The 22,028-nt window shown below is 35.8% G+C and carries 27 protein-coding genes and 1 pseudogene; 17 read left to right on the top strand and 11 right to left on the bottom strand.

Going from position 1 to position 22,028, the window contains the following annotated elements; all coding sequences use genetic code 11:
- Positions 1–25: 25 nt before the first annotated feature.
- Entirely contained in the window at positions 26–613 is a 588-nt protein-coding gene (locus SB773_RS02610) for a YhcN/YlaJ family sporulation lipoprotein (protein ID WP_410588457.1), read from the bottom strand.
- Positions 614–731: 118 nt separating this feature from the next.
- On the opposite strand from SB773_RS02610, the gene SB773_RS02605 reads away from it, so the two are divergent.
- Positions 732–1,034, top strand: coding sequence for a YutD family protein (locus SB773_RS02605; protein ID WP_410588455.1), 303 nt, complete (start codon positions 732–734; stop codon positions 1,032–1,034).
- Between the two features lie 43 nt (positions 1,035–1,077).
- Here SB773_RS02605 and SB773_RS02600 read toward each other — a convergent pair whose 3' ends face one another.
- Positions 1,078–1,536, bottom strand: coding sequence for an Hsp15 family protein (locus SB773_RS02600; protein ID WP_410588453.1), 459 nt, complete (start codon positions 1,534–1,536; stop codon positions 1,078–1,080).
- 200 nt (positions 1,537–1,736) lie between these two features.
- On the opposite strand from SB773_RS02600, the pseudogene SB773_RS02595 reads away from it, so the two are divergent.
- Positions 1,737–1,926 (top strand): annotated as a pseudogene (locus SB773_RS02595) (transposase); the annotation flags it as partial.
- Between the two features lie 9 nt (positions 1,927–1,935).
- Positions 1,936–3,015 (top strand): RNA-guided endonuclease InsQ/TnpB family protein, encoded by a 1,080-nt coding sequence (locus SB773_RS02590; RefSeq protein ID WP_060749335.1) that lies wholly within the window; start codon positions 1,936–1,938, stop codon positions 3,013–3,015.
- Between the two features lie 292 nt (positions 3,016–3,307).
- Here the strand turns inward: SB773_RS02590 and SB773_RS02585 are convergent, their stop codons facing one another.
- Positions 3,308–3,574, bottom strand: coding sequence for a DUF3055 domain-containing protein (locus SB773_RS02585; protein WP_060749334.1), 267 nt, complete (start codon positions 3,572–3,574; stop codon positions 3,308–3,310).
- A 16-nt stretch (positions 3,575–3,590) separates the two neighbouring features.
- On the bottom strand, positions 3,591–4,562 hold the full coding sequence (glpX, locus tag SB773_RS02580; protein WP_002166523.1) for a class II fructose-bisphosphatase: 972 nt from the start codon (positions 4,560–4,562) through the stop codon (positions 3,591–3,593).
- Between the two features lie 147 nt (positions 4,563–4,709).
- Between glpX and SB773_RS02575 the strand changes: the two genes are divergently transcribed.
- From SB773_RS02575 to SB773_RS02560, 4 genes are all read left to right on the top strand, one after another.
- Complete coding sequence (locus tag SB773_RS02575; protein WP_410588450.1) at positions 4,710–5,150, top strand: DUF86 domain-containing protein; 441 nt, start codon at positions 4,710–4,712, stop codon at positions 5,148–5,150.
- Between the two features lie 78 nt (positions 5,151–5,228).
- Positions 5,229–5,861, top strand: a complete 633-nt coding sequence (locus SB773_RS02570) for a helix-turn-helix transcriptional regulator (RefSeq protein WP_410588448.1) — start codon at positions 5,229–5,231, stop codon at positions 5,859–5,861.
- A 107-nt stretch (positions 5,862–5,968) separates the two neighbouring features.
- On the top strand, positions 5,969–6,733 hold the full coding sequence (locus SB773_RS02565) for a TIGR01457 family HAD-type hydrolase (protein ID WP_410588446.1): 765 nt from the start codon (positions 5,969–5,971) through the stop codon (positions 6,731–6,733).
- A 114-nt stretch (positions 6,734–6,847) separates the two neighbouring features.
- The gene (locus SB773_RS02560) at positions 6,848–7,378 is read left to right on the top strand and encodes a hypothetical protein (RefSeq protein WP_060749330.1); all 531 of its coding nucleotides are present in this window, start codon (positions 6,848–6,850) and stop codon (positions 7,376–7,378) included.
- Between the two features lie 32 nt (positions 7,379–7,410).
- On the opposite strand, the gene SB773_RS02555 is transcribed toward SB773_RS02560, so the two are convergent.
- On the bottom strand, positions 7,411–7,992 hold the full coding sequence (locus SB773_RS02555; RefSeq protein ID WP_410588443.1) for an NAD(P)H-dependent oxidoreductase: 582 nt from the start codon (positions 7,990–7,992) through the stop codon (positions 7,411–7,413).
- Between the two features lie 202 nt (positions 7,993–8,194).
- Here SB773_RS02555 and SB773_RS02550 point away from each other — a divergent pair, with 202 nt between their 5' ends.
- From SB773_RS02550 to SB773_RS02540, 3 genes are all read left to right on the top strand, one after another.
- Positions 8,195–8,983: an ABC transporter ATP-binding protein gene (locus SB773_RS02550; RefSeq protein ID WP_002129726.1), complete on the top strand. Its 789-nt coding sequence runs from the start codon at positions 8,195–8,197 to the stop codon at positions 8,981–8,983.
- Complete coding sequence (locus SB773_RS02545; RefSeq protein ID WP_410588441.1) at positions 8,967–11,540, top strand: FtsX-like permease family protein; 2,574 nt, start codon at positions 8,967–8,969, stop codon at positions 11,538–11,540. The genes SB773_RS02550 and SB773_RS02545 overlap by 17 nt, the downstream gene beginning before the upstream one ends.
- A 520-nt stretch (positions 11,541–12,060) precedes the next feature.
- Complete coding sequence (locus SB773_RS02540; RefSeq protein WP_002015903.1) at positions 12,061–12,540, top strand: GNAT family N-acetyltransferase; 480 nt, start codon at positions 12,061–12,063, stop codon at positions 12,538–12,540.
- A 19-nt stretch (positions 12,541–12,559) separates the two neighbouring features.
- On the opposite strand, the gene SB773_RS02535 is transcribed toward SB773_RS02540, so the two are convergent.
- Positions 12,560–13,051: a phosphatidylglycerophosphatase A family protein gene (locus SB773_RS02535; protein WP_002015902.1), complete on the bottom strand. Its 492-nt coding sequence runs from the start codon at positions 13,049–13,051 to the stop codon at positions 12,560–12,562.
- A gap of 120 nt (positions 13,052–13,171) precedes the next feature.
- Here SB773_RS02535 and yutH point away from each other — a divergent pair, with 120 nt between their 5' ends.
- Positions 13,172–14,173 carry a spore coat putative kinase YutH gene (gene yutH, locus SB773_RS02530; protein ID WP_002089339.1) on the top strand — a complete coding sequence of 334 codons (1,002 nt, stop codon included), beginning with the start codon at positions 13,172–13,174 and terminating at the stop codon, positions 14,171–14,173.
- A gap of 59 nt (positions 14,174–14,232) precedes the next feature.
- Here yutH and SB773_RS02525 read toward each other — a convergent pair whose 3' ends face one another.
- Together SB773_RS02525 and SB773_RS02520 are read right to left on the bottom strand one after the other, a co-directional pair.
- Complete coding sequence (locus tag SB773_RS02525) at positions 14,233–14,448, bottom strand: hypothetical protein (RefSeq protein WP_001137788.1); 216 nt, start codon at positions 14,446–14,448, stop codon at positions 14,233–14,235.
- A 312-nt stretch (positions 14,449–14,760) separates the two neighbouring features.
- The gene (locus SB773_RS02520; RefSeq protein ID WP_000431159.1) at positions 14,761–14,997 is read right to left on the bottom strand and encodes a NifU family protein; all 237 of its coding nucleotides are present in this window, start codon (positions 14,995–14,997) and stop codon (positions 14,761–14,763) included.
- 206 nt (positions 14,998–15,203) lie between these two features.
- On the opposite strand from SB773_RS02520, the gene SB773_RS02515 reads away from it, so the two are divergent.
- Both SB773_RS02515 and SB773_RS02510 read left to right on the top strand, forming a co-directional pair.
- Positions 15,204–15,512 (top strand): YuzD family protein, encoded by a 309-nt coding sequence (locus SB773_RS02515; RefSeq protein ID WP_000248586.1) that lies wholly within the window; start codon positions 15,204–15,206, stop codon positions 15,510–15,512.
- Between the two features lie 51 nt (positions 15,513–15,563).
- Positions 15,564–16,358, top strand: coding sequence for a nucleotidyltransferase domain-containing protein (locus SB773_RS02510; protein WP_410588437.1), 795 nt, complete (start codon positions 15,564–15,566; stop codon positions 16,356–16,358).
- A 348-nt stretch (positions 16,359–16,706) separates the two neighbouring features.
- Here the strand turns inward: SB773_RS02510 and SB773_RS02505 are convergent, their stop codons facing one another.
- Positions 16,707–17,183, bottom strand: coding sequence for an SMI1/KNR4 family protein (locus SB773_RS02505; protein ID WP_328010042.1), 477 nt, complete (start codon positions 17,181–17,183; stop codon positions 16,707–16,709).
- Positions 17,184–17,271: 88 nt separating this feature from the next.
- Between SB773_RS02505 and SB773_RS02500 the strand changes: the two genes are divergently transcribed.
- From SB773_RS02500 to phnA, 4 genes are all read left to right on the top strand, one after another.
- Entirely contained in the window at positions 17,272–17,643 is a 372-nt protein-coding gene (locus SB773_RS02500) for a hypothetical protein (RefSeq protein WP_410588435.1), read from the top strand.
- Between the two features lie 133 nt (positions 17,644–17,776).
- A complete protein-coding gene (locus tag SB773_RS02495; RefSeq protein WP_410588433.1) occupies positions 17,777–18,715 on the top strand; it encodes an Rpn family recombination-promoting nuclease/putative transposase in 939 nt (312 codons plus the stop codon).
- A 273-nt stretch (positions 18,716–18,988) separates the two neighbouring features.
- On the top strand, positions 18,989–19,762 hold the full coding sequence (locus SB773_RS02490; protein WP_410588431.1) for a DUF2628 domain-containing protein: 774 nt from the start codon (positions 18,989–18,991) through the stop codon (positions 19,760–19,762).
- Between the two features lie 281 nt (positions 19,763–20,043).
- Positions 20,044–20,385: an alkylphosphonate utilization operon protein PhnA gene (phnA, locus tag SB773_RS02485; RefSeq protein WP_002089332.1), complete on the top strand. Its 342-nt coding sequence runs from the start codon at positions 20,044–20,046 to the stop codon at positions 20,383–20,385.
- Between the two features lie 50 nt (positions 20,386–20,435).
- On the opposite strand, the gene SB773_RS02480 is transcribed toward phnA, so the two are convergent.
- Both SB773_RS02480 and SB773_RS02475 read right to left on the bottom strand, forming a co-directional pair.
- Positions 20,436–21,230, bottom strand: a complete 795-nt coding sequence (locus tag SB773_RS02480; RefSeq protein WP_002089330.1) for an ABC transporter permease — start codon at positions 21,228–21,230, stop codon at positions 20,436–20,438.
- Complete coding sequence (locus SB773_RS02475) at positions 21,214–21,873, bottom strand: ABC transporter ATP-binding protein (protein ID WP_131246954.1); 660 nt, start codon at positions 21,871–21,873, stop codon at positions 21,214–21,216. Before SB773_RS02475 ends, SB773_RS02480 begins: the two co-directional genes overlap by 17 nt.
- Between the last annotated feature and the right edge of the window lie 155 nt (positions 21,874–22,028).

Here is a 22,028-nt window from a genome sequence, read left to right as displayed (position 1 = left end):
AAAGGTGGAGGTTTTCTCCACCTTTTTATTTTTTAATCATATCATTCAAAGTTTGATCCCCCGTATTGTTCAAATGAGGATTATCGCTCATTTCACGTTTTAACATATCAAGACTTTGTTCATATTCTTTATCGTTTAAGCTACCAGATTGAAGACCTTGAATTTGAGAAATCAACTTTTGGTTTGTTGATACATATGCTTTATAATAGCGAGGAACGATGGACAAAGCAGTTTTATATACTTGATCTGTTACGAGTTTCGGATCCGTTGTGTTTGCACGGTATACAACGAACACTTCGTCGTCGGTAACGAGTGTAGCGGCATTGGTGACGTCAGGAAGTTTGACTGTCATGCTTGTAATCATTTCAGCGACTTTCTCACGGTTAATGGCGCCTACTTGTTTGTTAGATACTTCATGTTTTTGTTTAGATGAATAGCCCACCCTTGTGAGCCGTGTATTTGTATTTTCCGTATGATACATGTCGTTTTTATTGGAAACAAGAACACGACTTCCTTCTTCACGCTCCATTTCGGCTTTATTAGTTGATTGGCAGCCTGCAAATAAGGAAAGAGAGAGAAGAGAGAGAAGAGAGAGTATAATTTGTTTTTTCACGATGTAGCACCTCCTTCTCCATAGCATGCACTAATTTTCAATTTTTTGTATTTGAAATTGTTGGTTGTTATGCTTTGTGATACGATAAAAAGAAGAATGCTTAGAGAGGAAGTTCATAATGGAGCAAAAGCAAGAGAGTCATACTACGGTGAGCGTTAATAATGTTCAGTACGAAGTAATTAAAAACTTTCGTGACGGTTTTAGTGAAGAAGCACTTAAAGAGCGCTATGCAGAAATTTTAAATAAATATGATTATATCGTTGGAGACTGGGGTTATGAGCAACTTAGATTGCGCGGATTCTTTGATGATAGTAATCAACGTTCGACATATGATACGAAAATTAGTACTTTATCAGAGTATTTATACGAGTACTGTAACTTCGGTTGTGCACACTTTGTATTACGAAAAGTGAAGAAATGAAAAAATCCTCTTACGATTGTAAGAGGATTTTTTTTATACTCGCTCACAAACAAATCGAAATATGATCGCCTTCAGAAAGTATTGCGTTTGGTTTCATTTGTTGTCGGTTCAATTGGATATGCCCATTTTTAATTTTATCCACAATGATAGTTCGGCTCCAATCTGAAATATATGTGGATAGCACTTTATCAATCCGGTGGGAACCGAAAACTATGTCTAATACGATCGTTATTTCGGCTATACCACTTTCTTTGTATTGTGTAATGGAAATGGTAGTACTTGTTTCCGTTTGTTCTTGCTGAGTCATATCGACAGTTTCGACGTGATCAGTAAATGATTTATAAATATGAAGTTTTTGATTCCACGTATGATCTTTCGGACATTTATAAATTGCAAATCCGTATATGTTTTTTCCGTTTGCGTTATGCCTGCGAATATTCGTATCAGTAAAAAGGGTAGTGTGTCTGCAATTTTTATAGCCCTTTCTGAACGAGTAGCCCATCTTTTTTAGGTATGGATTTAAAGTGAGGTTGGATACGGATTACTACTATGAAATCGTTTAAGTATCCAAAGTATATTTCTTAGAGCTTTTTTGTTATGATTTTTCGGAAATAACTGATAAATTATAAGTATGGTTAATGATTAGAGAAGAATGAAAACAATCGTATCATTTTGTATTTTGTAAATGATACAGAAGAAAGGTTTTTTAATATACTATCAACACTTAGTCCTGTTGATGCAATGGCAAATATAACACAGCGTTTGAGAGAAGGATCCTCTTATCTTCATGTAGTTGCAAAGTTTATGGACACGTTCCTTTTTTATTTCTCCTGCTGGAAATGTATCCAATGAGATAATCAAACAGTGTGTTGAAAATCAAAAAACAAGGGGGATGAAACGTATGTCACAAACCCTAACAGTAAAAGTGAAATTGATTCCAACAAAAGAACAAATCCGTTTATTGGAACAAAGTAGTCACGAATATATCAAAGTTATTAATACACTTGTATCGGAAATGGTTGAAGCAAAGAAAAGCACGAAAAAAAGTACGAAAGATATTGAAGCGAATATTCCAAGTGCGGTGAAGAATCAAGCAATCAAAGACGCGAAAAGTTTATTTGTTACAAAAGTAAAGAAAAGTAAGTATAAAATCATTCCGATTCTAAAGAAACCTGTTTGTGTATGGAACAATCAAAATTATTCATTTGATTCCAATTATATTTCAGTCCCGCTGATGATAAATGGAAAGTCAACTCGTTTAAAGGTACGTGCTTTATTAATCGATAAAAACAATCGCAATTTGGATTTGTTAACACATAAGTTAGGTACACTTCGTATCACAAAGAAATCGGATAAGTGGAGTGCCCAAATATCTGTTACGCTTCCTAGAAGTGAAAAAGCAGGTACGAAAATTTTAGGAGTAGACTTAGGTCTCAAAGTCCCCGCGGTAGCGATCACAGATAATGACAAGATTCGTTTCTTTGGGAATGGTAGGCAAAACAAATATAGGAAGCGTAAGTTTCGTAGTGCTCGTAAGAAGTTAGGAAGAGACAAAAAGGTGAATGCTATCCGGCGATTTAATGATAAAGAACAAAGATGGATGCAAGATAAAGATCACAAAATAAGTCGTGAAATCATTGATTTTGCGATAGAGAATCATATTTCTGTCATTCGATTAGAAAAACTAACGAATATAAGACAGACGGCAAGAACAAGCCGTAAAAACGAAAAAAATCTACATACTTGGTCATTCTATCGTTTGTCACAATTTATTGCGTATAAAGCGACATTAGCCGGTATTAAGATTGAATATGTGGATCCAGCTTATACAAGTCAAAGTTGTCCAAAATGCGCTGAAAAGAATAAGGCACAAGACAGAAAATACAAGTGTTCATGTGGGTTTGAGACACATCGTGATATCGTTGGGGCGATGAATATTCGTTACGCAACTGTGATTGATGGTAACAGTCAATCAGCCTAAGCACCTATATGGTCTGGTTTAGGAGGGGCAATGAGATGCCCTCATCTTGAAGACTGTTCAAAACAGAAATGGACTGCGAACGTTTAGTCATTCAAGAATCCCACCCGTAACTCCGTAAGGATTCGGGCTTGAGATTTTAGTCATGGGAGTCTCAAAAAGTAAATGTTGGCATACGTAGATAACGTCCTTTCTATCCAAATAGATTTGTTCATAAGTATAACATATAAGATTGAAAATTCGAAATATAAATTGTAAAAAAACACCAGCTAAAATAGCTGGTGCACCAGATAAATTATATAAGTTCAAATAAAAATGAGCGTAATTCTTCTGCAATTTCTTCAGACATCGAAAATGCATGCTCTAAGTAGCCTTGTTCATTTAAATCGTCAGGACCGATGATAGCAAATTTGTTGCTTTGCATATCAAGGACTATTGTTTTACCGTAATGACGATCGGAGTATAGAAGCGCTAAATCATGACGCTCATTTTCCCCCAAAAAGCTAACGAAACGCGTTTTTGTAGCGACTGTATCGTCGTACAGAAAGAAACGTTCTTCCATACACATGGCTCCTTTATTAAATATCTAAGTTTAAGTGTGGTTTATGATCTAAATGGTGATGCGTTTTAATGAAACGTACTGTTCTTGTTTTGTAACGCATTACGATAGAATATGTTTCAGCTAAATCTCCGCCAAGGAATTTCACGCCGTCTAATAATTCACCAGCAGATACACCTGTTGCTGAGAAGATTGCATCATCACCAGATACTAAGTCATCTAACATAAGAAGTTGACGAGGATCTTCTAATCCCATTTCACGACAACGAGCTTCTTCTTCTTCGTTCATTGGAACTAAGCGAGCTTGCATTTCACCTTCAAGGCATTTTAATGCTGCTGCAGAAATAACGCCTTCTGGAGCTCCGCCAATACCTACGAATAAGTCGATACCTGTTCCAGGTAAAGCTGTTGCGATTGATGCACCAACATCTCCATCACCAAATAGTTTTACGCGTGCACCTTTTGCACGAACACGGTCAATAATATCTTGATGACGTTCACGTTCTTGGATGATAACCGTTAGGTCACGAATTTTTTTATTGTTTGCTTCTGCTACAATATCAATTGTTTTTTCAATTGGATCATCTAAGCTAATTTTACCAGCTGCTTTTGGACCAACCGCGATTTTTTCCATGTACATATCCGGAGCATGAAGAAGGTTTCCTTTATCCGCGATTGCAATAACTGCCATTGCATTTGCAAGACCTTTTGCAACGATGTTTGTGCCTTCTAATGGGTCAACGGCGATATCTACTTCTGGACCGTTACCTGTTCCTAGTTCTTCACCAATATATAACATCGGTGCTTCATCAAGTTCTCCTTCACCAATTACAACTGTACCTGCCATGTTTACTGAATCGAACATATCACGCATAGCTGTAGTTGCTGCATCATCTGCTTCGTTTTTCTTTCCGCGGCCCATCCACTGTGCGGATGCTAAGGCTGCTGCTTCTGTTACACGGACAATTTCTAGTGCGAGTTCACGTTCCAAGGTTGCATTCCTCCAATTTCAAAAATCATACAAATATAACTATAACAAATAACGAGGAAAAGGTGAATTCGAAAAATTGTCGATTTTTTCAGAAGAAAGCGTTACAATTAAAATGTAAATGCTTTAATTTCCAGGTAGGTGACATTCATGTACTTCGTAGACAGAAAAAAAATAGAACAAATGCTAGTATGTTTAGAACGAGCAACAAATACATTTCAAGAGAAAAAGACATATGAAACCGAGTTTGAATTTTATGCATTAGAGCGCATGGCGCATCTTATTATCGATTGTATATTAGATGTAGGGAATGCGATGATTGATGGATTTATTATGCGCGATCCAGGAAGTTACGAAGATATTATTGATATTTTAATGGACGAGAGAGTTATAAGTGGAGAAGAGGGAGCGTATATTAAAGAAATTATTCTTCTTCGAAAAATGCTTACGCAAGATTATATTCAAATGAATCATGATGAATTATATAAGACGATTCAAAAACATATCGCGGTGGTAGAGAAATACCCAGCGAATATTTACAGTTATTTAGAAAAGGAATTAGGACCTGTATCTGCATTTGTACCAGAATAATTGTGCTTATAAGATCCCCGGGAATTCTTTTGGGGATCTTATATTGTATATGAGAAAGAAAAGGGAGAAGGGTGAGCTATGGGGGAAGCACGTACGACGAAAGAAGAGATTGTACAATTGTTGAAGGTAAAGGGCGAGCATACTGTAGCAGAATTAGCCGAAGTTTTAGAAATTACGGAAATGGCAATCCGAAGGCATTTAAGTAATCTTGAGAGAGATGAGCTAATTTATTCAAAGATGGTAAGACAGCATGTTGGACGACCAACATATTTGTATGGATTAAGTCAAAAGGGAGAAGATACATTCCCGAAAGAATATAAGCAGTTTGCTATTGAAATATTAGATGATTTAGCTCGAATGGGCGATGAAAAAATACTTCGTTACGTTTTACAAGCGAGAACGAAACGAATGGAAGAGCAGTTGCAAAAGAAGATAAGTAATCAAAGCAATTTAGCGTATAAAGTACAGGAAGTAGCTGCTATGCAAGAGAAAAATGGTTATATGGTTCAAATAAAAAGGGATGGGGAACGCTCTTTCATACTTGAAAAGCAAAACTGTCCGTTAAAGGAAATAGCGGAGAAATTCCCGCAAGTGTGTGAGGATGAAAAAGATATGTACAAGCGGTTATTTACAGGTGCAAATGTGAAGGCGTTAACGAACATTTGCGTGGGCGATTGTAATTGTTCGTACCAAATAAAAGAGAAAAAATGAACGTTATGGGACGCTTTAAGGTAAAGCGTTTTTTTCTTTTGAAAAAGGGGTTAATATAAGAGTGGTATGATAGGTGAGAACGTTAGCATAGAAGGAGAGACAAACAGATGTATAAAGGCTATTTAATTGACTTAGACGGTACGATGTATCGCGGAGAAGAACAAATTGAAGAAGCAAGCGACTTCGTAAAAGCGTTAGGAGAAAGAGGTATTCCATATTTATTTGTTACGAATAACTCAACTCGTAAACCAGAACAAGTTGCAGAAAAACTTGTTCGTTTCGATATTCCAGCGAAAGCGGAGCAAGTATTCACAACGAGCATGGCTACAGCGAACTTTATTTATGAGCGCAAACAAGATGCAACTGTATATATGATTGGTGAAGAGGGCTTACACGCTGCTCTTGTGGAAAAGGGATTTGAACTTGTGGATGAAAATCCTGATTTCGTCATTGTTGGTTTAGATCGCGATATCACATATGAAAAATTAGCAAAAGCATGTCTTGCTGTGCGTAACGGTGCAACGTTTATTTCAACAAATGGGGATATCGCAATTCCAACTGAGCGCGGATTATTACCAGGTAACGGTTCATTAACATCAGTTGTTGCAGTATCAACAGGTGTGGACCCAATCTTTATTGGTAAACCAGAATCAATCATTATGGAACAAGCGTTAAACGTGCTTGGCATAGGAAAAGAAGAAGCTTTAATGGTTGGGGATAACTACGATACAGATATTTTAGCGGGGATAAATGCTAGTATGCATACCCTTCTTGTCCACACTGGAGTAACAACTGTGGACAAGTTAACAGAATATGAAGTACAACCGACGCAAGTTGTGCACAACTTGACGGAGTGGATTGAGAAGATGTAATGAAAGGCAGGTAACCGGAAGAGGTTGCCTGTTTTTTTATGCACAATTGCATATGTACTATAGGGATTTAAAATGTAAAATTTATATGTAATGATGTGAAGGGGGAAAATAAGAGTGTACTGGATGTCATGTATTATGTTTATTTTTACATTATGTGTTTTATTCTTTGTTCTATGGAAGATATATAAAATAAATGAAATGAAAAAAAGTGCGGGAAAGCTTATTGCAGCATATCCTCGGGTGAAACGACGTTGGATTGCCTTACTTGGACCAGCGTACTTTATCGGACAATGTATGTATATATATGTTCAATACGTAAGTGGTGATATTGGTACATTTGAACAGTTTCTCATTCAGTCAGGTAGTTATGCTGTAGCAAGTTGTTTTATGATTTTAATAGCGATAAATCTTATTAAAAGTGTACAAATATATGAAAAAGGTGTAATAGACGGATTGAACTATTATTCATACGAAGAATTAAAAGGCTATAAAACATCAACATGGGAAAATCCAAAAGAAAATATATTTTTATATCGCGGGCGAGAAAAAATGAATGATAATGTGAATTTACTTATTAGACAGGAAGATATGAATGAATTAGAAAGCATTCTTCAAAGATATATTCCGAAATTGATGATGAAATAAAAACTCCGGTTGTTATAACCGGAGTTTTTTTATTAAAACGCACGATTCACTACGTCTTTAACTTCTTCAAGATATTGTTTACGCACACTGTCATCCACAGAAGGAACACTTGTATAGAATGTATGCTCCAGTGTTTCAATGCCTGTAAATTCAAACATACCAACATCCGCTGTTTTCTTCATTGCGTCAAACATACCGCCTGCTGTGTATGCTTCTTTTGTATTTCCCATTGTAGATAATAATAATCCTTTTTTACCGCTTAATAACTTTTCAATGCCATTTTCACCGTAAGCATAAGCGAAGCCGTGGCTAAATACGCGGTCAACATATCCTTTTAAAATAGCAGGAAGTCCTGCCCACCAAACGGGGTAAATGAATGTAATGCTATCAGCCCAAGAGATATGCTTTTGTTCTTCTTTAATATCTTCTGGTGTGTTTCCTTGGGAAAATGAGATGAAATCGGAAGCACCTAATACTGGATTGAAATTTAATTCGTATAGATCACGAACGCGTACTTCATGACCTTTTCCTTCTAATTCACTTTTTACAGTTTCTAAAATTGCATGGTTGAAGCTTTCTGTATTCGGGTGTGCATAAACGATCACATGTTTCATTGTTCTTCCTCCTAATTGTGGATATGTGAATAGTTTTTAACTTATTCGTGTAACTATTAGGGTTACTTTTTTTATTAGAGTCAATATTTTTGATGTGATAAACAAACGTTAGTATGTGACAAAAAAATACAAAATAGTAGGGAATTTGCATTTTCGAATAGAATATATAGATTGGTAAATAGAGAGAAAAGGGGATATCGGGATGAATATTATTGAAATTGAAGGGTTAGAAAAATCGTTTGATATTGGGGATAGTAAAGTAAAGATCTTAAAAGATATTAATGTTCAAATTCAAAAAGGTGACTTTGTTTGTATTATGGGGGCAAGTGGATCGGGTAAAACGACTTTACTTCAGCTGTTAGGTGGATTAGATATTCCATCGGTAGGTAGTATTCGAGTTGATGGTACGGAGATTTCAACATTAAAAGAAAAAGAGCTCGCTTTATTTAGAAGGCATAAAATCGGTTTTATTTTTCAGCAGTTTAATTTAATTCCAGTGTTTAATGCGGAGGAAAATGTAGGGTTGCCTTTACTATTAGATAATGTTTCGCAAAAGAAGGCAACGGTGACAGCAAATCGTTTATTAGAGCTCGTTGGATTGAAAGGAAAAGAAAAGCATTTACCAGCACAGTTATCAGGTGGGCAACAGCAAAGGGTTGCGATAGCAAGAGCTTTTGCAAATGAGCCGGCTATTATATTAGCAGATGAGCCAACAGGGGCGTTAGATTCAGAAAACAGCAAAAATATTATCGCGGCACTTCGCAATGCATGTGATGAATTAGGGCAAACAGCTGTCATTGTAACGCACGATCCGTTCGTAGCGGCCCATGCTGATAAAGTCGTTTTCTTATTAGATGGTGAGGTGATTCATGAGCATACTGAAAGTAAAGGGTGGAAATTTCGAAATATCCCGCAACAAGTTACTCAAATTCAAGAGATTATGAATCGTCACTTTAAAGTAGGAGGTAAAGGTGATGCGATGGGTAATTAAGTATGCGGTAAAATCGATGAAACAAAATTGGTTGCGAAATATGTTGATTGCCCTTGGAGCAGCTTTAGGTGTTATGTTAGCGACGATGTTATTACTAGGTAATCAATCAGTAGAGCAAAGTGTGAAGGAACAAGTAGTAAGTCGGTATGGAGATTATAATTTACAATTTGGCTATATAAAAAATGACATGTATTTAAATAATGAAAGTTTAAAAGGAATAGATGGCTTAGAAAATGCTGAAAAAATATCAAAAGCACTTATACCGTATCCTTTTCCACATTATAAAGAACTATCGGGAAAGCCATCTTATTGGGGTGTTGAGCAAGATTCTCCAGAAATGCATTCTTATAAAATATTAGAAGGACGATATCCGAAAGAAGGTGCTGAAGTAGCACTGACAAAAGGGTATACAGATCGTGAAAATATACGGGTAGGAGATACGATTAAACTGCCATTCCCGCCGCATGGTGAAAAGGCTGTGAAAGTTGTTGGTATTTTAAATCCACCGTTAATGGCGTCAATGGGGCATAGTGCTTATTTTCCAATCCATTGGCTTCAAAAAGAATTAAATTTACTAAATCAATTCAATCTCGTTCAAGTGAAAGTACAGGATGTAAATGTGAAAAAGGCAATTGCTTTCGATGTACATAAAAAGATTGAAAATATAAAGGTGGACCAACGTACTTATGTAGATAAGGCATTTGAACGACTAAATGTAATGAAGCCATTAATTTTTAGTTTAGGTGGTATTGCCTTATTTGTTGTAGCCCTTTTAATAATGGGAAGTTTCTTCTTATCTGTCAGAAGTCGATTTAAGCAATGGGCATTATTACGTGCACTTGGTAGTAATCCAAATCAAATTATATTAGTCGTTTTATTAGAGGCTTTATGTATTGGGGCAATCGGATCGCTAGCAGGAGTTATTTTTGGAGCGGGTACGCAAACAATCGCCGCATCATTTATTAATAAATGGGTGAATATTGAGGGTGCAGGGAAAGAAGCATTCTCGATTTCAGGTGAGATTTTACTCATTACGTTTTTACTAGGGATTGTTATGTCTATCATAGGGGCCATTATACCAGCTTTCATGGTTAGAAAGATTCCACCAGTTCAAGCACTTCGCCCAGGACTTCCTAGTAATGAGAAAAAAGAAAAAAGGTGGAGTGCTTTTAGCCTTAGCATTTTAATCATTGGTACTGTTATTGGACTAGCGGGTAACGTATTAGAGCGGTATATCGGTTTTAATCCAAGTGCGATAGGAGCACTTTTATTTGCGGTCGGTTTGTTATTTGCGATTCCGTTATTTATTCGGATGATAGCACCAGTGATTGCAAAACCACTTCAAATGATATTACGAATTGAAACGACGATTAGTAGCCGAAATGTAATTCGTTATCGAAATAAGGCAGCTGTATCGGTTGCTATACTAGCATTTGGTTTTATGTTAGCACTTGTTGGAACGATGTATATAAACTCTATTTACGAAGGCATGAAAGATGGGTTACAAAAACATTTACCAGCTGATTTAGTAATAAGAATTCCAATAGAGTCGCAAAGTACTGAAGTATTACCATTTAGTTGGATGGAGAAGGTTAAAAAAATTGATGGTGTAGAAGAGAGCGTAGCAAATGTTACTGACTTTACAGCGAAGCTTATAAATTATGATTTTAAAAAAGCGGATCAAGAGTGGTATGAAAATGTGAGGAAAGATGATTTTGAATATGATGTGATAGAAGTTGTGGGGAATGATATTGTTGCTTATCAAAAAGTAACAAAAGCGAAAGTGATTACAGGACAAGATTTAAATAAGCCATTACAAGATGGTGAGGGAGTCGTTACGAAGAGAACTGCTAAAACATTAGGGATTCAGTTGCATGATACGATTGAAGTACAAGGAAAAGGGAAAGAAAAACAAACGATTAAAGTCGTTTCGATTATTGAGCAAGGATTAAGGGGAAGAGGGTTAGATATTTTTGTAAATGAACAATGGGCTCGTGATAAGTTTCACGTGCAAGGATATGAAGCGATTCAAATTATGACAAATTCTAATCAATCATTTGAAGCGATTAAGAAGCAAGTAAAACAAATTACAAATAATAAAGAGAATGTAGAAGTTATAAACAGTTATGATTTATTAAAAGAACAGGAGCAGTTATTATCGCAAATGATGATGTTAATTCGCTTGTTAGTTGTAATTGTTTTCATTATTTCTGGTATAGGATTAATGAATGCAATTGTCTCAAGTTTACATGAAAGACGTGCTGAAATTAGTATGATTCGTGCGGTAGGAGCTATTCCGAAGCAAATGAGACGGATTGTTTTATTAGAGGGAACTTTACTTGGAGCGATAGCTGGTTGTATTGGCATTTTTGGTGGGGTTTTGTTTAGTTATATTGTGTTATCAAGCTTAGATCTAAAGGTTATTATCATTCCGTATAATCAAGTTTGTATATTAGCTTTTGCTAGTGTGGTACTTGGAGCAGGGGCAGCAATGATCGCTTCATTACAATTAAGAAAGTTCAAATTAAGTGATACTTTAAAGGAATTATCGGCATAAAAGATTGCTATACCCCACTCATACAAAGAACAAAGAAGACGAATAAAATGATAACAATACCAATGCCAAAGTTAAATACAAGAGTACTATCCATATATGTAACCTCCTTGTTTGAAAGTAAAAAGCACTCTGGCTGGAGTGCTTTTTATTATCCGAATCTGTCGCAACGAACGCTGCAACGTATAGAAAGGTAATAATGGGTTTAAGAGTTATATTAATTTATGCATTAATTTTGTAAATGAGCAGGTCCTGCTCAGGTATAGAAAAAAGACACTCTTTCGAGTGTCTTTCATGATGACAAAACGTGCCAATTGCTTGAGTTTGATAAGACGTTAATTTTCCGGTTAACAGTCTTTCTTAATCAAGAAGTGTAACAACAGCGATTCAAATAAATTTTAGCATTTTTTAAAGGGGTGTGCGTATGTAACTATGCATATTACGATTAGAGGAGAATCAAGTTTGGAAAATGAATGAGTAAATACATATAGATTAGTAGAGTATTTGATAAGGAGCGAGATGAATGGATATACATAAGTTAACAGAAGAAGAAGCGAAAGAAATAAATACGTGGAAGTATGAAAATCCCTATACGTTATATAGCTTTTCGGGAGATGCTGAAGTAATAGAAGAGTTGCTAGATGGAACGTATTACGGTTGTTGCGGAGAGAATGGAGAATTCATCGGCTATTTTTGTTTTGGAGAAAATGCACAAGTGCCAGGGGGAAGAGATGCTAATTTATATAGGGGAGAAGATGTAGTAGATATTGGGCTTGGAATGAAGCCGGAGTTAACAGGGAAAGGGATGGGGGAAATATTTTTTCAAGCGGGAATAGCATTTGCTACTGAGGAATTGAATTCGAAAATGTTTCGACTGAGTGTAGCGACATTCAATAAGAGAGCGATTAGGCTGTATAAAAACATTGGATTTCAAGTAGGACCTCTTTTTTTGAGCCGTGGAAGAGAGTTCATGCTTATGGAATATGAAAGGCCGTCAGTGTGAAACTGACGGCCTAGACCCCTTATTCCGAATGCTCAGCACGGTGCGCTAAACGACTTGAAGCAGCGGCAGCGATTCCGCCAACGATATCATCAAGGAATGTATGCACCTTTCCAGTTGATTTATCATTTAAGTATTCTAAAATACCTGGTTTTAATTTATCGATATATCCAAAGTTCGTGAAGCCAATTGACCCGTACACGTTAACGATTGAAAGTGCGATGACTTCATCAATTCCATATAGTCCTTCATCGCGTTTTACGATATCTTGTAACGGCTGACTTAACATTCCTTTTTCAGCAAGGACATCAAGTTCAATGCCTGTAATAAGAGCGTTTTGTACTTCTCGTTTTGATAGTACACGCTCAACGTTATAACGACATTCTGACATCTCTAAATTTGCATGGTATTTCTTTTGAAGAAAATGAACAAGATCAGCAATATCGTCAATTGTTACACCGCGCTCTTGTAATAGTTGTAATGCTCTTTCTTGTAGTTGATTTGAGTCTTTCATGTTTATCACCTTTTTTTCTTTTTAGTATTTGTATACGTTTCATTGCTTTATCATGTGCATAGGAATGAAAGGCGAGCACAAGCTCATATATATAAAGAAAAACCATAGGTGGCGACTGCGATGATTCAGCATATTTATGAGCATTATCACATGCATGTTAAAGAATTAATCCCCCTTGGCCCCTATAAAAGCTTTTGGATTCGCAACAAAATTTATGTACTTGTTCCAATTGGAGAAATGGAGGAAGAAGTACTTGTAGAGATGAAAAAGCTCAGTGATTATATGAACCAGCAAGGGGATATAACTGTTTCGACTTTCGTTCCGACTATACACGGCTACTATGTAAGTGAGATAGAAGAAAAAAATTACTGCTTATTAAAAGGTATGCGTATGTTAGAGCGACATGCTACATCATTAGGAAGTGAGCTTTCTATATTCCATAAACGTGGCGCATTCTTTCCAGAAGAAGTTGAGCAATTAAGCCGCATTGGTGAATGGAAAGCACTATGGGAAAAAAGGCTCGACCAATTAGAAAGGTTTTGGCAATCGCAAGTGATGAACCATCCTTCAGACGTATTCGATCAATTGTTTATTGAATCCTTCCCGTATTACTTAGGAGTTGCAGAAAATGCAATTCAATATGTTGTCGATACAGAAATGGACGATACACCACAAATAACTGACGCAGCAACAATTTGCCAAGAACGATTTACACCTTTATTATGGCAGCAAACGAAGCGTTTAAAACTTCCTTTTGATTGGGTATATGATCACCCAAGTAGAGATATAGCAGAATGTATTCGCTATATGATGATAGAAAAAAAGAAAGATTGGGAGCAAACGGTAGTTCAATTCATTACAGATTATGAACGTAATTATTCGCTCTCTTCATTTGGTTGGCGCTTATTATTCGCAAGGCTTCTGTTCCCGCTTCACTACTTTGAAACGATTGAACGATATTATCAAACAGGAAACGAAGAACAAAAAGGCATATATAGAGCCCGTTTAGAAATCATTTTACACGATGTGAAGCGCACTGAGCAATTTATGAATCATTTTTACGAGTCATTTCGTTTACCTGTTGATAAGTTAGGCATTAGGAAATTAGATTGGCTATCTTAAAACGAAAAAAGAGACCGGGTGAGGTCTCTTTTTTATATATCACAATTGTATGTAATACATTATGCCCCTACCTGTTGATCTGCACATATATTTAAAATGAATTGATGTCTTTCGATTTTTTCATTTACTTTACTCAATAATTCTTGCTGGATTTCTTTAAATAAAAATTGATAACTTGCATTCCATGTTGGTATAACGGATGAAAGGTCTAATAAATACTCTTTTTTCTTTTCTAGTTCTTGAATTGTTAAGAAAGTGTTCCCCATTCTTGGCATGTGTCGTCCCCCTATGTTTTTTTCTGTATATGTGTGAACGATTCTATAGTATTAATTATCGCACTTTTTGAGAAGGATTTCCAATTTTGTTTTATGATGTTAAAGGGGAAGTGTTATTTGAATAAAAAAAGAGACCCATTTGGGTCTCTTTCTAGGAAGCGATTCTGAACGAGCCGCTTCCGCTTTTAGATATTATCTAGCTCCAGCGGCTAAAATGTTCGGTGGCTTCGCTTCTTCCGCCGAGGCAAAAAGCGCCTCTATGTCAGAAGCTCCATCCTCCTCACATTTTGAACGAGCCGCTTCTGCTTTTAATTAAAATACTTGTTCTACTTCAATAACGCCTGGTACTTCTTCAAGTAGTGCGCGTTCGATACCAGCTTTTAGTGTGATTGTAGAACTTGGGCAGCTTCCGCATGCACCCATAAGGCGTAATTTTACGATACCTTCTTCAATGTCTACTAATTCAACGTCTCCGCCATCGCGAAGTAAGAATGGACGTAATTTATCTAATACTTCTAGTACTTGTTCTTGCATATGTGGGTTTTCCATTTTTATCGACTCCTTTCATCAGTTTTATTATAATCAAGATAGAGGGGAAAATCTATTTTTTCTCTTCTTGTTTTATTGTCGAAATATTGTATCATGTGTACAACGTGTTTTTTCAGTATAGGGGTATAGAATAAATTTGTAAAATGATGTGCTTATGAAATAAGACATCTGAATATACTGTTAGAACGAGAAGTGGGGGAGAAGAAATGGTTAATGTGCAAGTGTATGGGACGAAAGTAATTTGTGCGAGCTGCGTTGGAATGCCATCTTCAACAGAAACGTTTGAGTGGTTACAAGCGGCGATTGGTCGTAAATATGAAGGACAAGAAAATAAATTTAAGTTTGAGTATATTGATTTTCAAGAAGAACAAGAAGATGAAGATAAAAAAGCATTCGCAGAGCGAGTAGTGGAGGAAGATCTATTTTATCCAGTCGTTCTTGTAAATGGTGAAATCGTTGGGGAAGGAAATCCACGTTTGAAGGATGTTTATGAAGAAATCGAGAAATATTTATAAAGCATGAAGCCTTTGCGAATTTGCGAAGGCTTTTTTTATGGAGGGATAGATGTGGAGAATGGAATAAAACATGCTTTACCAGAAGAAGTAAAGCAATTAATGGAGCAGTACATAGTAGAATTAAAAGAAATTTTTTCGGATGAAAAAATAGTCGGGGTATATATTTACGGATCAATCGCGCTAGGAGCATTTCATATAGAAACGAGCGATGTTGACTTTGTTACGGTAATAAGTGATTCCGTGAATGAAGCTGAAAAACAACAAATTATAGAACTGCATAAAAAAATTAGTAAAAGTACGTTAGGTAAAAGAATGGACGGTATGTATATTCCGCTTGCTGACTTGGGGAAATACAATCATGAAATAAATGAGTACGTGTATTGTGCAGATGGTAAGGCTGATATTGGTCATTGGGATATTAACGCGGTCACATGGTGGACATTGAAAAATCAAGGTATTACAGTTAGCGGGAAAGAAGTAGAAGACCTTTCCTTTCAAATAAAGTGGGACGATGTAGTAAATACAATGAAATACAACGTAGAACATTACTGGCTTGAAAAAGCGAAGCGTCCTTATTTATTTTTCATAGAAGAATGGGTAGAATCAGCTGTCGTTACGATGGGACGTATTTTATATACGTTAGATCATAAAACAATTGTTTCAAAAGATAGAGGATTACAATACATGTTGGAAATTTACTCTCATAAGTGGGAGCCTTTATTAAGGGAAGTAGAGCGAATGCGGCATAATCCAGAAGAAAAGCGAAATCTCTCTCGTTGGAGACGGGCTGATATGACGAAGAGGTATTTGTTGTGTTTGATTGAAGAGTGCAGGGGGAAGTGGTAGGTGAATAGTAAAGCATCCTTTATATAAAGGATACTTTACTATTTTTATATAATGAAAAAGTACTTTGCAAGGAATGAGAAGTCGAAAGATAATCTAAAATATGGATAGTTTCATGTGAAACATTATGCAATAGACTGTTCTTTTTGATGTTTATCCCGCATTAACGGGCAGTAAGACTCTCACTTCAAAATTCGGCTGGAGCAAAGAAGTTAGATGGGAGATCAACTGCCCGTAAAAGCCCGATTGGTGAAGGCTAATAATCAGTGGGGGATGAACAAAACCCCCACTGATTAAAGTTTCACTTTATAATGAAATCTTGCACTATTGCGCACTCCTTTAGAGATAGGTTTACTCTTCATCTTCATCATAATTGTATGTAGTTAAGTTTTGTAAGAAGCTTTCAAAATTAGGTGCTAATTCAATAATTTCCTCAAACTCATTATCGATAAATATAACTGGAGGATTTTCAGCTACGTTTCGATAGTCTAGTGCAATCCATGTATGGCCGTCCCCAGATAAAAGTACGAGATTCTCAGGCATTTCCCATTCCTGAATTAAATAACGGCTCTCTAAAATGCTAGATTCATTTTCATCAAAAGAAATACCATATAAGCCAGAAACATTAACATGATCATCCGCCCAAGAATTTGGCTCTGAAGTAGGGTGAGCATCAAGGCGCAGCGTTCCTCCGTTTTGTTCTTTTAGAAGATTTATGTACGATTCCGGAAGCTTTACGTTTAGTACTTCTTCAGCTTTTTTTATTAGTTCGTCGTTAATTGGTGCTAATTTTAAATAGTCATCTTCTGTCCAAAGTGTAGTCTTCATATTTGGTCACCTCAAATAATAGTTTTATAAACTTTATTTTGTATACTATAGTTAATTAAAATATTGCGCAATAGAGAGGGAAGATATCATGATTAACCACAATAAAATTAAACAGCTGTTAGCACATGTAGATCGCGCTGAGGATAATAAAATTGAGTTAGAGTATGAATTTGAACCAATGACGATAGAATTGTTTAATAGTGAAGAAATAGAAGAAGGACAACTTGGTTATAGCTTTGATGAAGAAGGACAAAGCTTAACTGGGAATGAAGAAGGAGATTGGAAAAAAGGATGGGTTGTAATTGGGATAGATTCGTATCTTGGAGATCCAATCTTTGTAGATAGTAATGATGAGAATTGTCCAGTTTATACGGCAATGCACGGTGAGGGAGATTGGGAGCCGGAATGTATAGCTAAGCGTATAGAAGATGTTATTGAGAAAGTGAAGGGTAATGTGTGATAGTTGTGTGGTGATGAAGAAGAGCTCTAATTAGAGCTCTTTTTTGCTTTATTATTTCAAGCTCTTATTTGCCTGTTTTCGGTCTTGTTATGTAAAATGAAACTATAAATAAAATAAGCAGGTGAAAAGACACATGTCCAAGAAATTAGTTAATTTACGTATTGATTTTGCGTTTAAACAATTATTTGGTACAAGTGGTAGCGAAGATATTCTTATTACATTTTTGAATGCGATGTTACAGGAATCTTTGGAATCACCAATTGCTTCATTACAACTAGAGGATCCTCATTTGCATCGACAATATGAGGACGACAAATTATCGATTTTAGATGTTTTAGCTACATTAAATACGGGTACAAAGGTTAATGTAGAGATTCAGTTGAATAATAATCATCATATGATAAAACGAAGTTTATACTATTGGGGAAAATTATATACATCTCAACTGCAAAAAGGGATGGCGTATAGTGCACTTTGTAAAACAATTACTGTGAATTTATTGAATTTTAACATGTTTCCTGAGTATGGTGAGTTTCATACAACGGGGGTTCTTTGGGATAGGAAACAGAAAAGAATATTAAGTGATGACATAGAAATTCATATTGTCGAGATTCCAAAGTTAATGCGGCAGTGGAAAGCGGAAAAAATAAATCCTTGGGAAGATGCATTTGTACGTTGGTTGTTATTGTTACCGGCGAATGAAGATGAACAATTGACAGAACTATTGGAGGATATTGCGATGAGCCAAGACCCAATGTTACAAAAAGCGATAAATAAATGGGAAGATATGAGTCAAGATTCTTCTTTCAGGCAAGCATATGACGCCAGAGAAAAAGTCTTAATGGATGAGGCTGCGAAATTTGCGCATGCAGAACAGGAAGGACTTAAAAGAGGGATTGAAAAAGGGCTCGAAAAAGGGCTCGAAAAAGGAATGAAACAAGGGATTGAACAAGGAATCGAAAAAGGAAAAATACAGTTAATTCGTGGGATGTATGAGAAAGGGATGCCGATTGAAGATATCGCGAAGTTTACTGATTTAAATATAGTGGAAATTAGGGAGTTATTAAGGTAAGTAGTGCTCTTATAAGAAGGCTGCTGTAAAAAAAGGGATCCGCTAAAGGATTCCTTTTTTTATAAATTAAGAAAATAATTAATATGGTGTATTAAATGTCTTATACATAAGTATTTTAATATATTTAATAGTAAAATGGAATATAGAATGGATAATTGTCGGAATGTATTCGATTTCCGTTCAATTTTGTGAAATATATGTACTTTTTGTTAGATTCCTTCTTTTTATAGATATACAATAAAGTTATATAGAAATAAGAGAAGGATGATGTACGTGAAGGAAACAGTTTTACAGGAAGCGATAGCTCCTAAAGAGTTACATAAAGTTGTGAGAAATAATACTGCATATTACGACTTTAAGTGGGGGAAAGCAAAAAATCCCGAGAAGGGAAATAGTTGGAACTGGATAGCCTTTTTCTTCCCATTATTGTGGTTAGCTTATCGCAAGATGTATAAATTATTTATTATTATTGCATTAGTAGGAGTTCCTACTTTAATTGCCTCTGTTTTTATAGATATCCCGATGTGGATCGATTTTATTGTTTATTTCGGAACTATGCTATTTACTGGATGGCAAGGGAATCGTTTATATTACAAGCATACAGTTCGTGTTTTACATAAGGCAAAAGAGTTATCTGATGCACAACACAATTATTACTTCCAAACAAAGGGTGGCACTCATGTTGGGATTATGCTTGGATTAAATGCGTTATTATTTGTAGTATTTGGTGCAGCTGGTTATGGGTTATCGTATTTACCGACGGAACCGAATATAAAAGATGTAGTTCGTTTAAGTGATGAAGGGATTACATTGGAAGTTTTTACTGATGATCCAAAATGGACGTATGTAAAAAAAGAAGGACGTTTTGATATAGTAGAATTTACTGGTTATGATTATGAGGAAAAAAAGGATGTAAAGGTTAAGTTCGCTGTGTATTTAGATAAACAGAGATTTGAATGGAAAGAAATTTATTTAAACGATAAAAAGTTAAATGAAGAAGAAGCAGAAGAGTATCAATTTTATATTGAAGAAAATGCCTGGTATTAATATAAATAGATAATGATGTATCGCAAAAAGAAGAGTCTAATGAAGATTCTTCTTTTTATTTATGAGAAAGGATATGTAACAAGAAGAGAAAAACATTAGTAAACAAACGCCATACTAATTGAAATTTTGTAAAATACAATAAAAAATGAGAATTTGAGGTAGGCTTGTCAATAACGTGAGACTATGGCAGTATAAAGAAATGCTATACAAATTTTATTTATCGACATGTAAAAATTCGATTTGATTTTTACGTATAAATAATGAACGGAGGAAATGAATTTATGGCTACTTTACCAAATTGTCCAAAATGTAATTCAGAATATACGTATGAGGATGGCGCTCTTTTCGTATGTCCAGAATGTGCCCATGAGTGGGGTCAAGAAGCGGAAGCTGAAAGTAATGATGGTGCAAAAGTTGTAAAAGATGCGAACGGAAACGTTCTTCAAGATGGCGATGCTGTTACTGTAATTAAAGATTTAAAAGTAAAAGGAACTTCTTCAGTTGTAAAGATTGGTACGAAAGTAAAGAGTATCCGTCTAGTTGAGGGAGATCACGATATTGATTGTAAAATCGATGGTTTCGGAGCTATGAAGTTAAAATCACAGTTCGTTAAGAAAGCGTAAGATTAGCAAAGAAAAAAGACGCTCTGTAAGTAACTTGCAGAGCGTCTTTTTTATGATTGTACTTCAACTTCTTTCAACTGGCACCGCTTATTAAAGAACGTTTTATACCCAAGCTGTAAGAAGATAATAACAGAGAAAGCTGTACTTCCAGAAATGCCAAGTATAATCGCAATTTGATATTGGATAGCTGTAAATGGTGATACACCGGATAAAATTTGTCCTGTCATCATGCCTGGAAGACTTATAATTCCCATTCCGACCATGGAATTAATTGTTGGTAAAATAGCAGAATCGAAAGCGTCCCGTATGAGCGGAGCAGCTGCTTGTTTTGGAGTTGCGCCAAGCATAAGTGCACCTTCAATATGGTCTCTTTGTGATTTCATACTGTTTAAAAAGGTGTTTGCCCCGAGGCAAATACCTGTCATAGCGTTACCGATTAGCATGCCGGCAATAGGAACGATATACTGCGGAGCATACCAAGGATCGTGTCCGATAATGACAAAGATAAATAGTAGAAGAGGGCCAATTGATCCAGCAATCATGGAAATGGCAGCAACTCTTTTTAATTCTTTTGACATAGGAAGGTTTATTCGTTTATAAATGTTGAAAATAGCAAATGTAGTAATAGAAGTAATGAGAGCTATTGTATAAAACGGATTACTATTTTCAAATATGTATGTAAGAACATATGCAACTAGTACGAGCTGAATCGTCATACGTAATGTAGCAATTGTAATTTGTTTCTCACGCGGTATTCCTTTTAATTTCACAAGCCCGATTAAAATAAGGATGAAAATATATGCAGCTGCAAGTTGCCAAATTTGTAGTTCAATAACGCCCTTCAATTGATAGCACTTCCTTTCTAGTTGCACCGTTTGTTTTACTAATTTCAATAATATCGTCTGCGATTTCTTCTGGAAGTTGTTGCGAGTGCGTGATGAAGATAACTGTTTTTTTCTTTTCTCTTGCTAGCATAGTAAATTGTTTCATAACGCGGCGTTCTGTGTCACCATCTAGTGCCGAAGTTGGTTCATCTAATAAATAGACGGGCGGATCCATTAGTATAATACGAGCGAAAGCAAGTCTTTGTTTTTCGCCACCTGATAAAGAAGAGGCGTTATCTTCTAATTTTTTATCTAGGCTAACAGTCGTTAATGCGCCTTGCAGGGCGTCGTCATTTGGAAATGGCTTTTCAGAAAATCTAAGTCCCATTAATAAATTATCTTTAATTGTTCCATCAAAAATAGGCGGAGTTTGTCCGAGCATGACAACTTCACGGCGTAATTGAATGGGAGGATAATCTAAAATAGATTTTCCGTTATACTCAATTGTGCCAGATGTTGGTGATTGTAAATCGTTTAACATGCGAAGTAATGTGCTTTTACCACTACCACTTTCACCGATAATACAAGTTGTTTTTTCTTTTTGAATCTGTAAATAAGGAATGTGTAGAATCTCTTTATATGTGATGTCTTTTAATATAAACATAAATTGCTCCTTTCTGATTCTAGTTATATCGTATCAAAAAGAGAGAAAAATAGAAAAATAAAGTCTCTTTAGAAGGAACAGCTTTTTTCTTTGTTTTAAAACTTTGCGCGTGGCAGGAAAAGGTACTGACCGATCCTATACATAGCCAGTCCCTC

Origin of the sequence: Bacillus sp. SIMBA_074 (genome assembly GCF_046534555.1) — a bacterium.
Taxonomy (GTDB): Bacteria; Bacillota; Bacilli; order Bacillales; family Bacillaceae_G; genus Bacillus_A; species Bacillus_A mycoides.
This window is presented reverse-complemented; position numbering and strand designations above follow the sequence as displayed.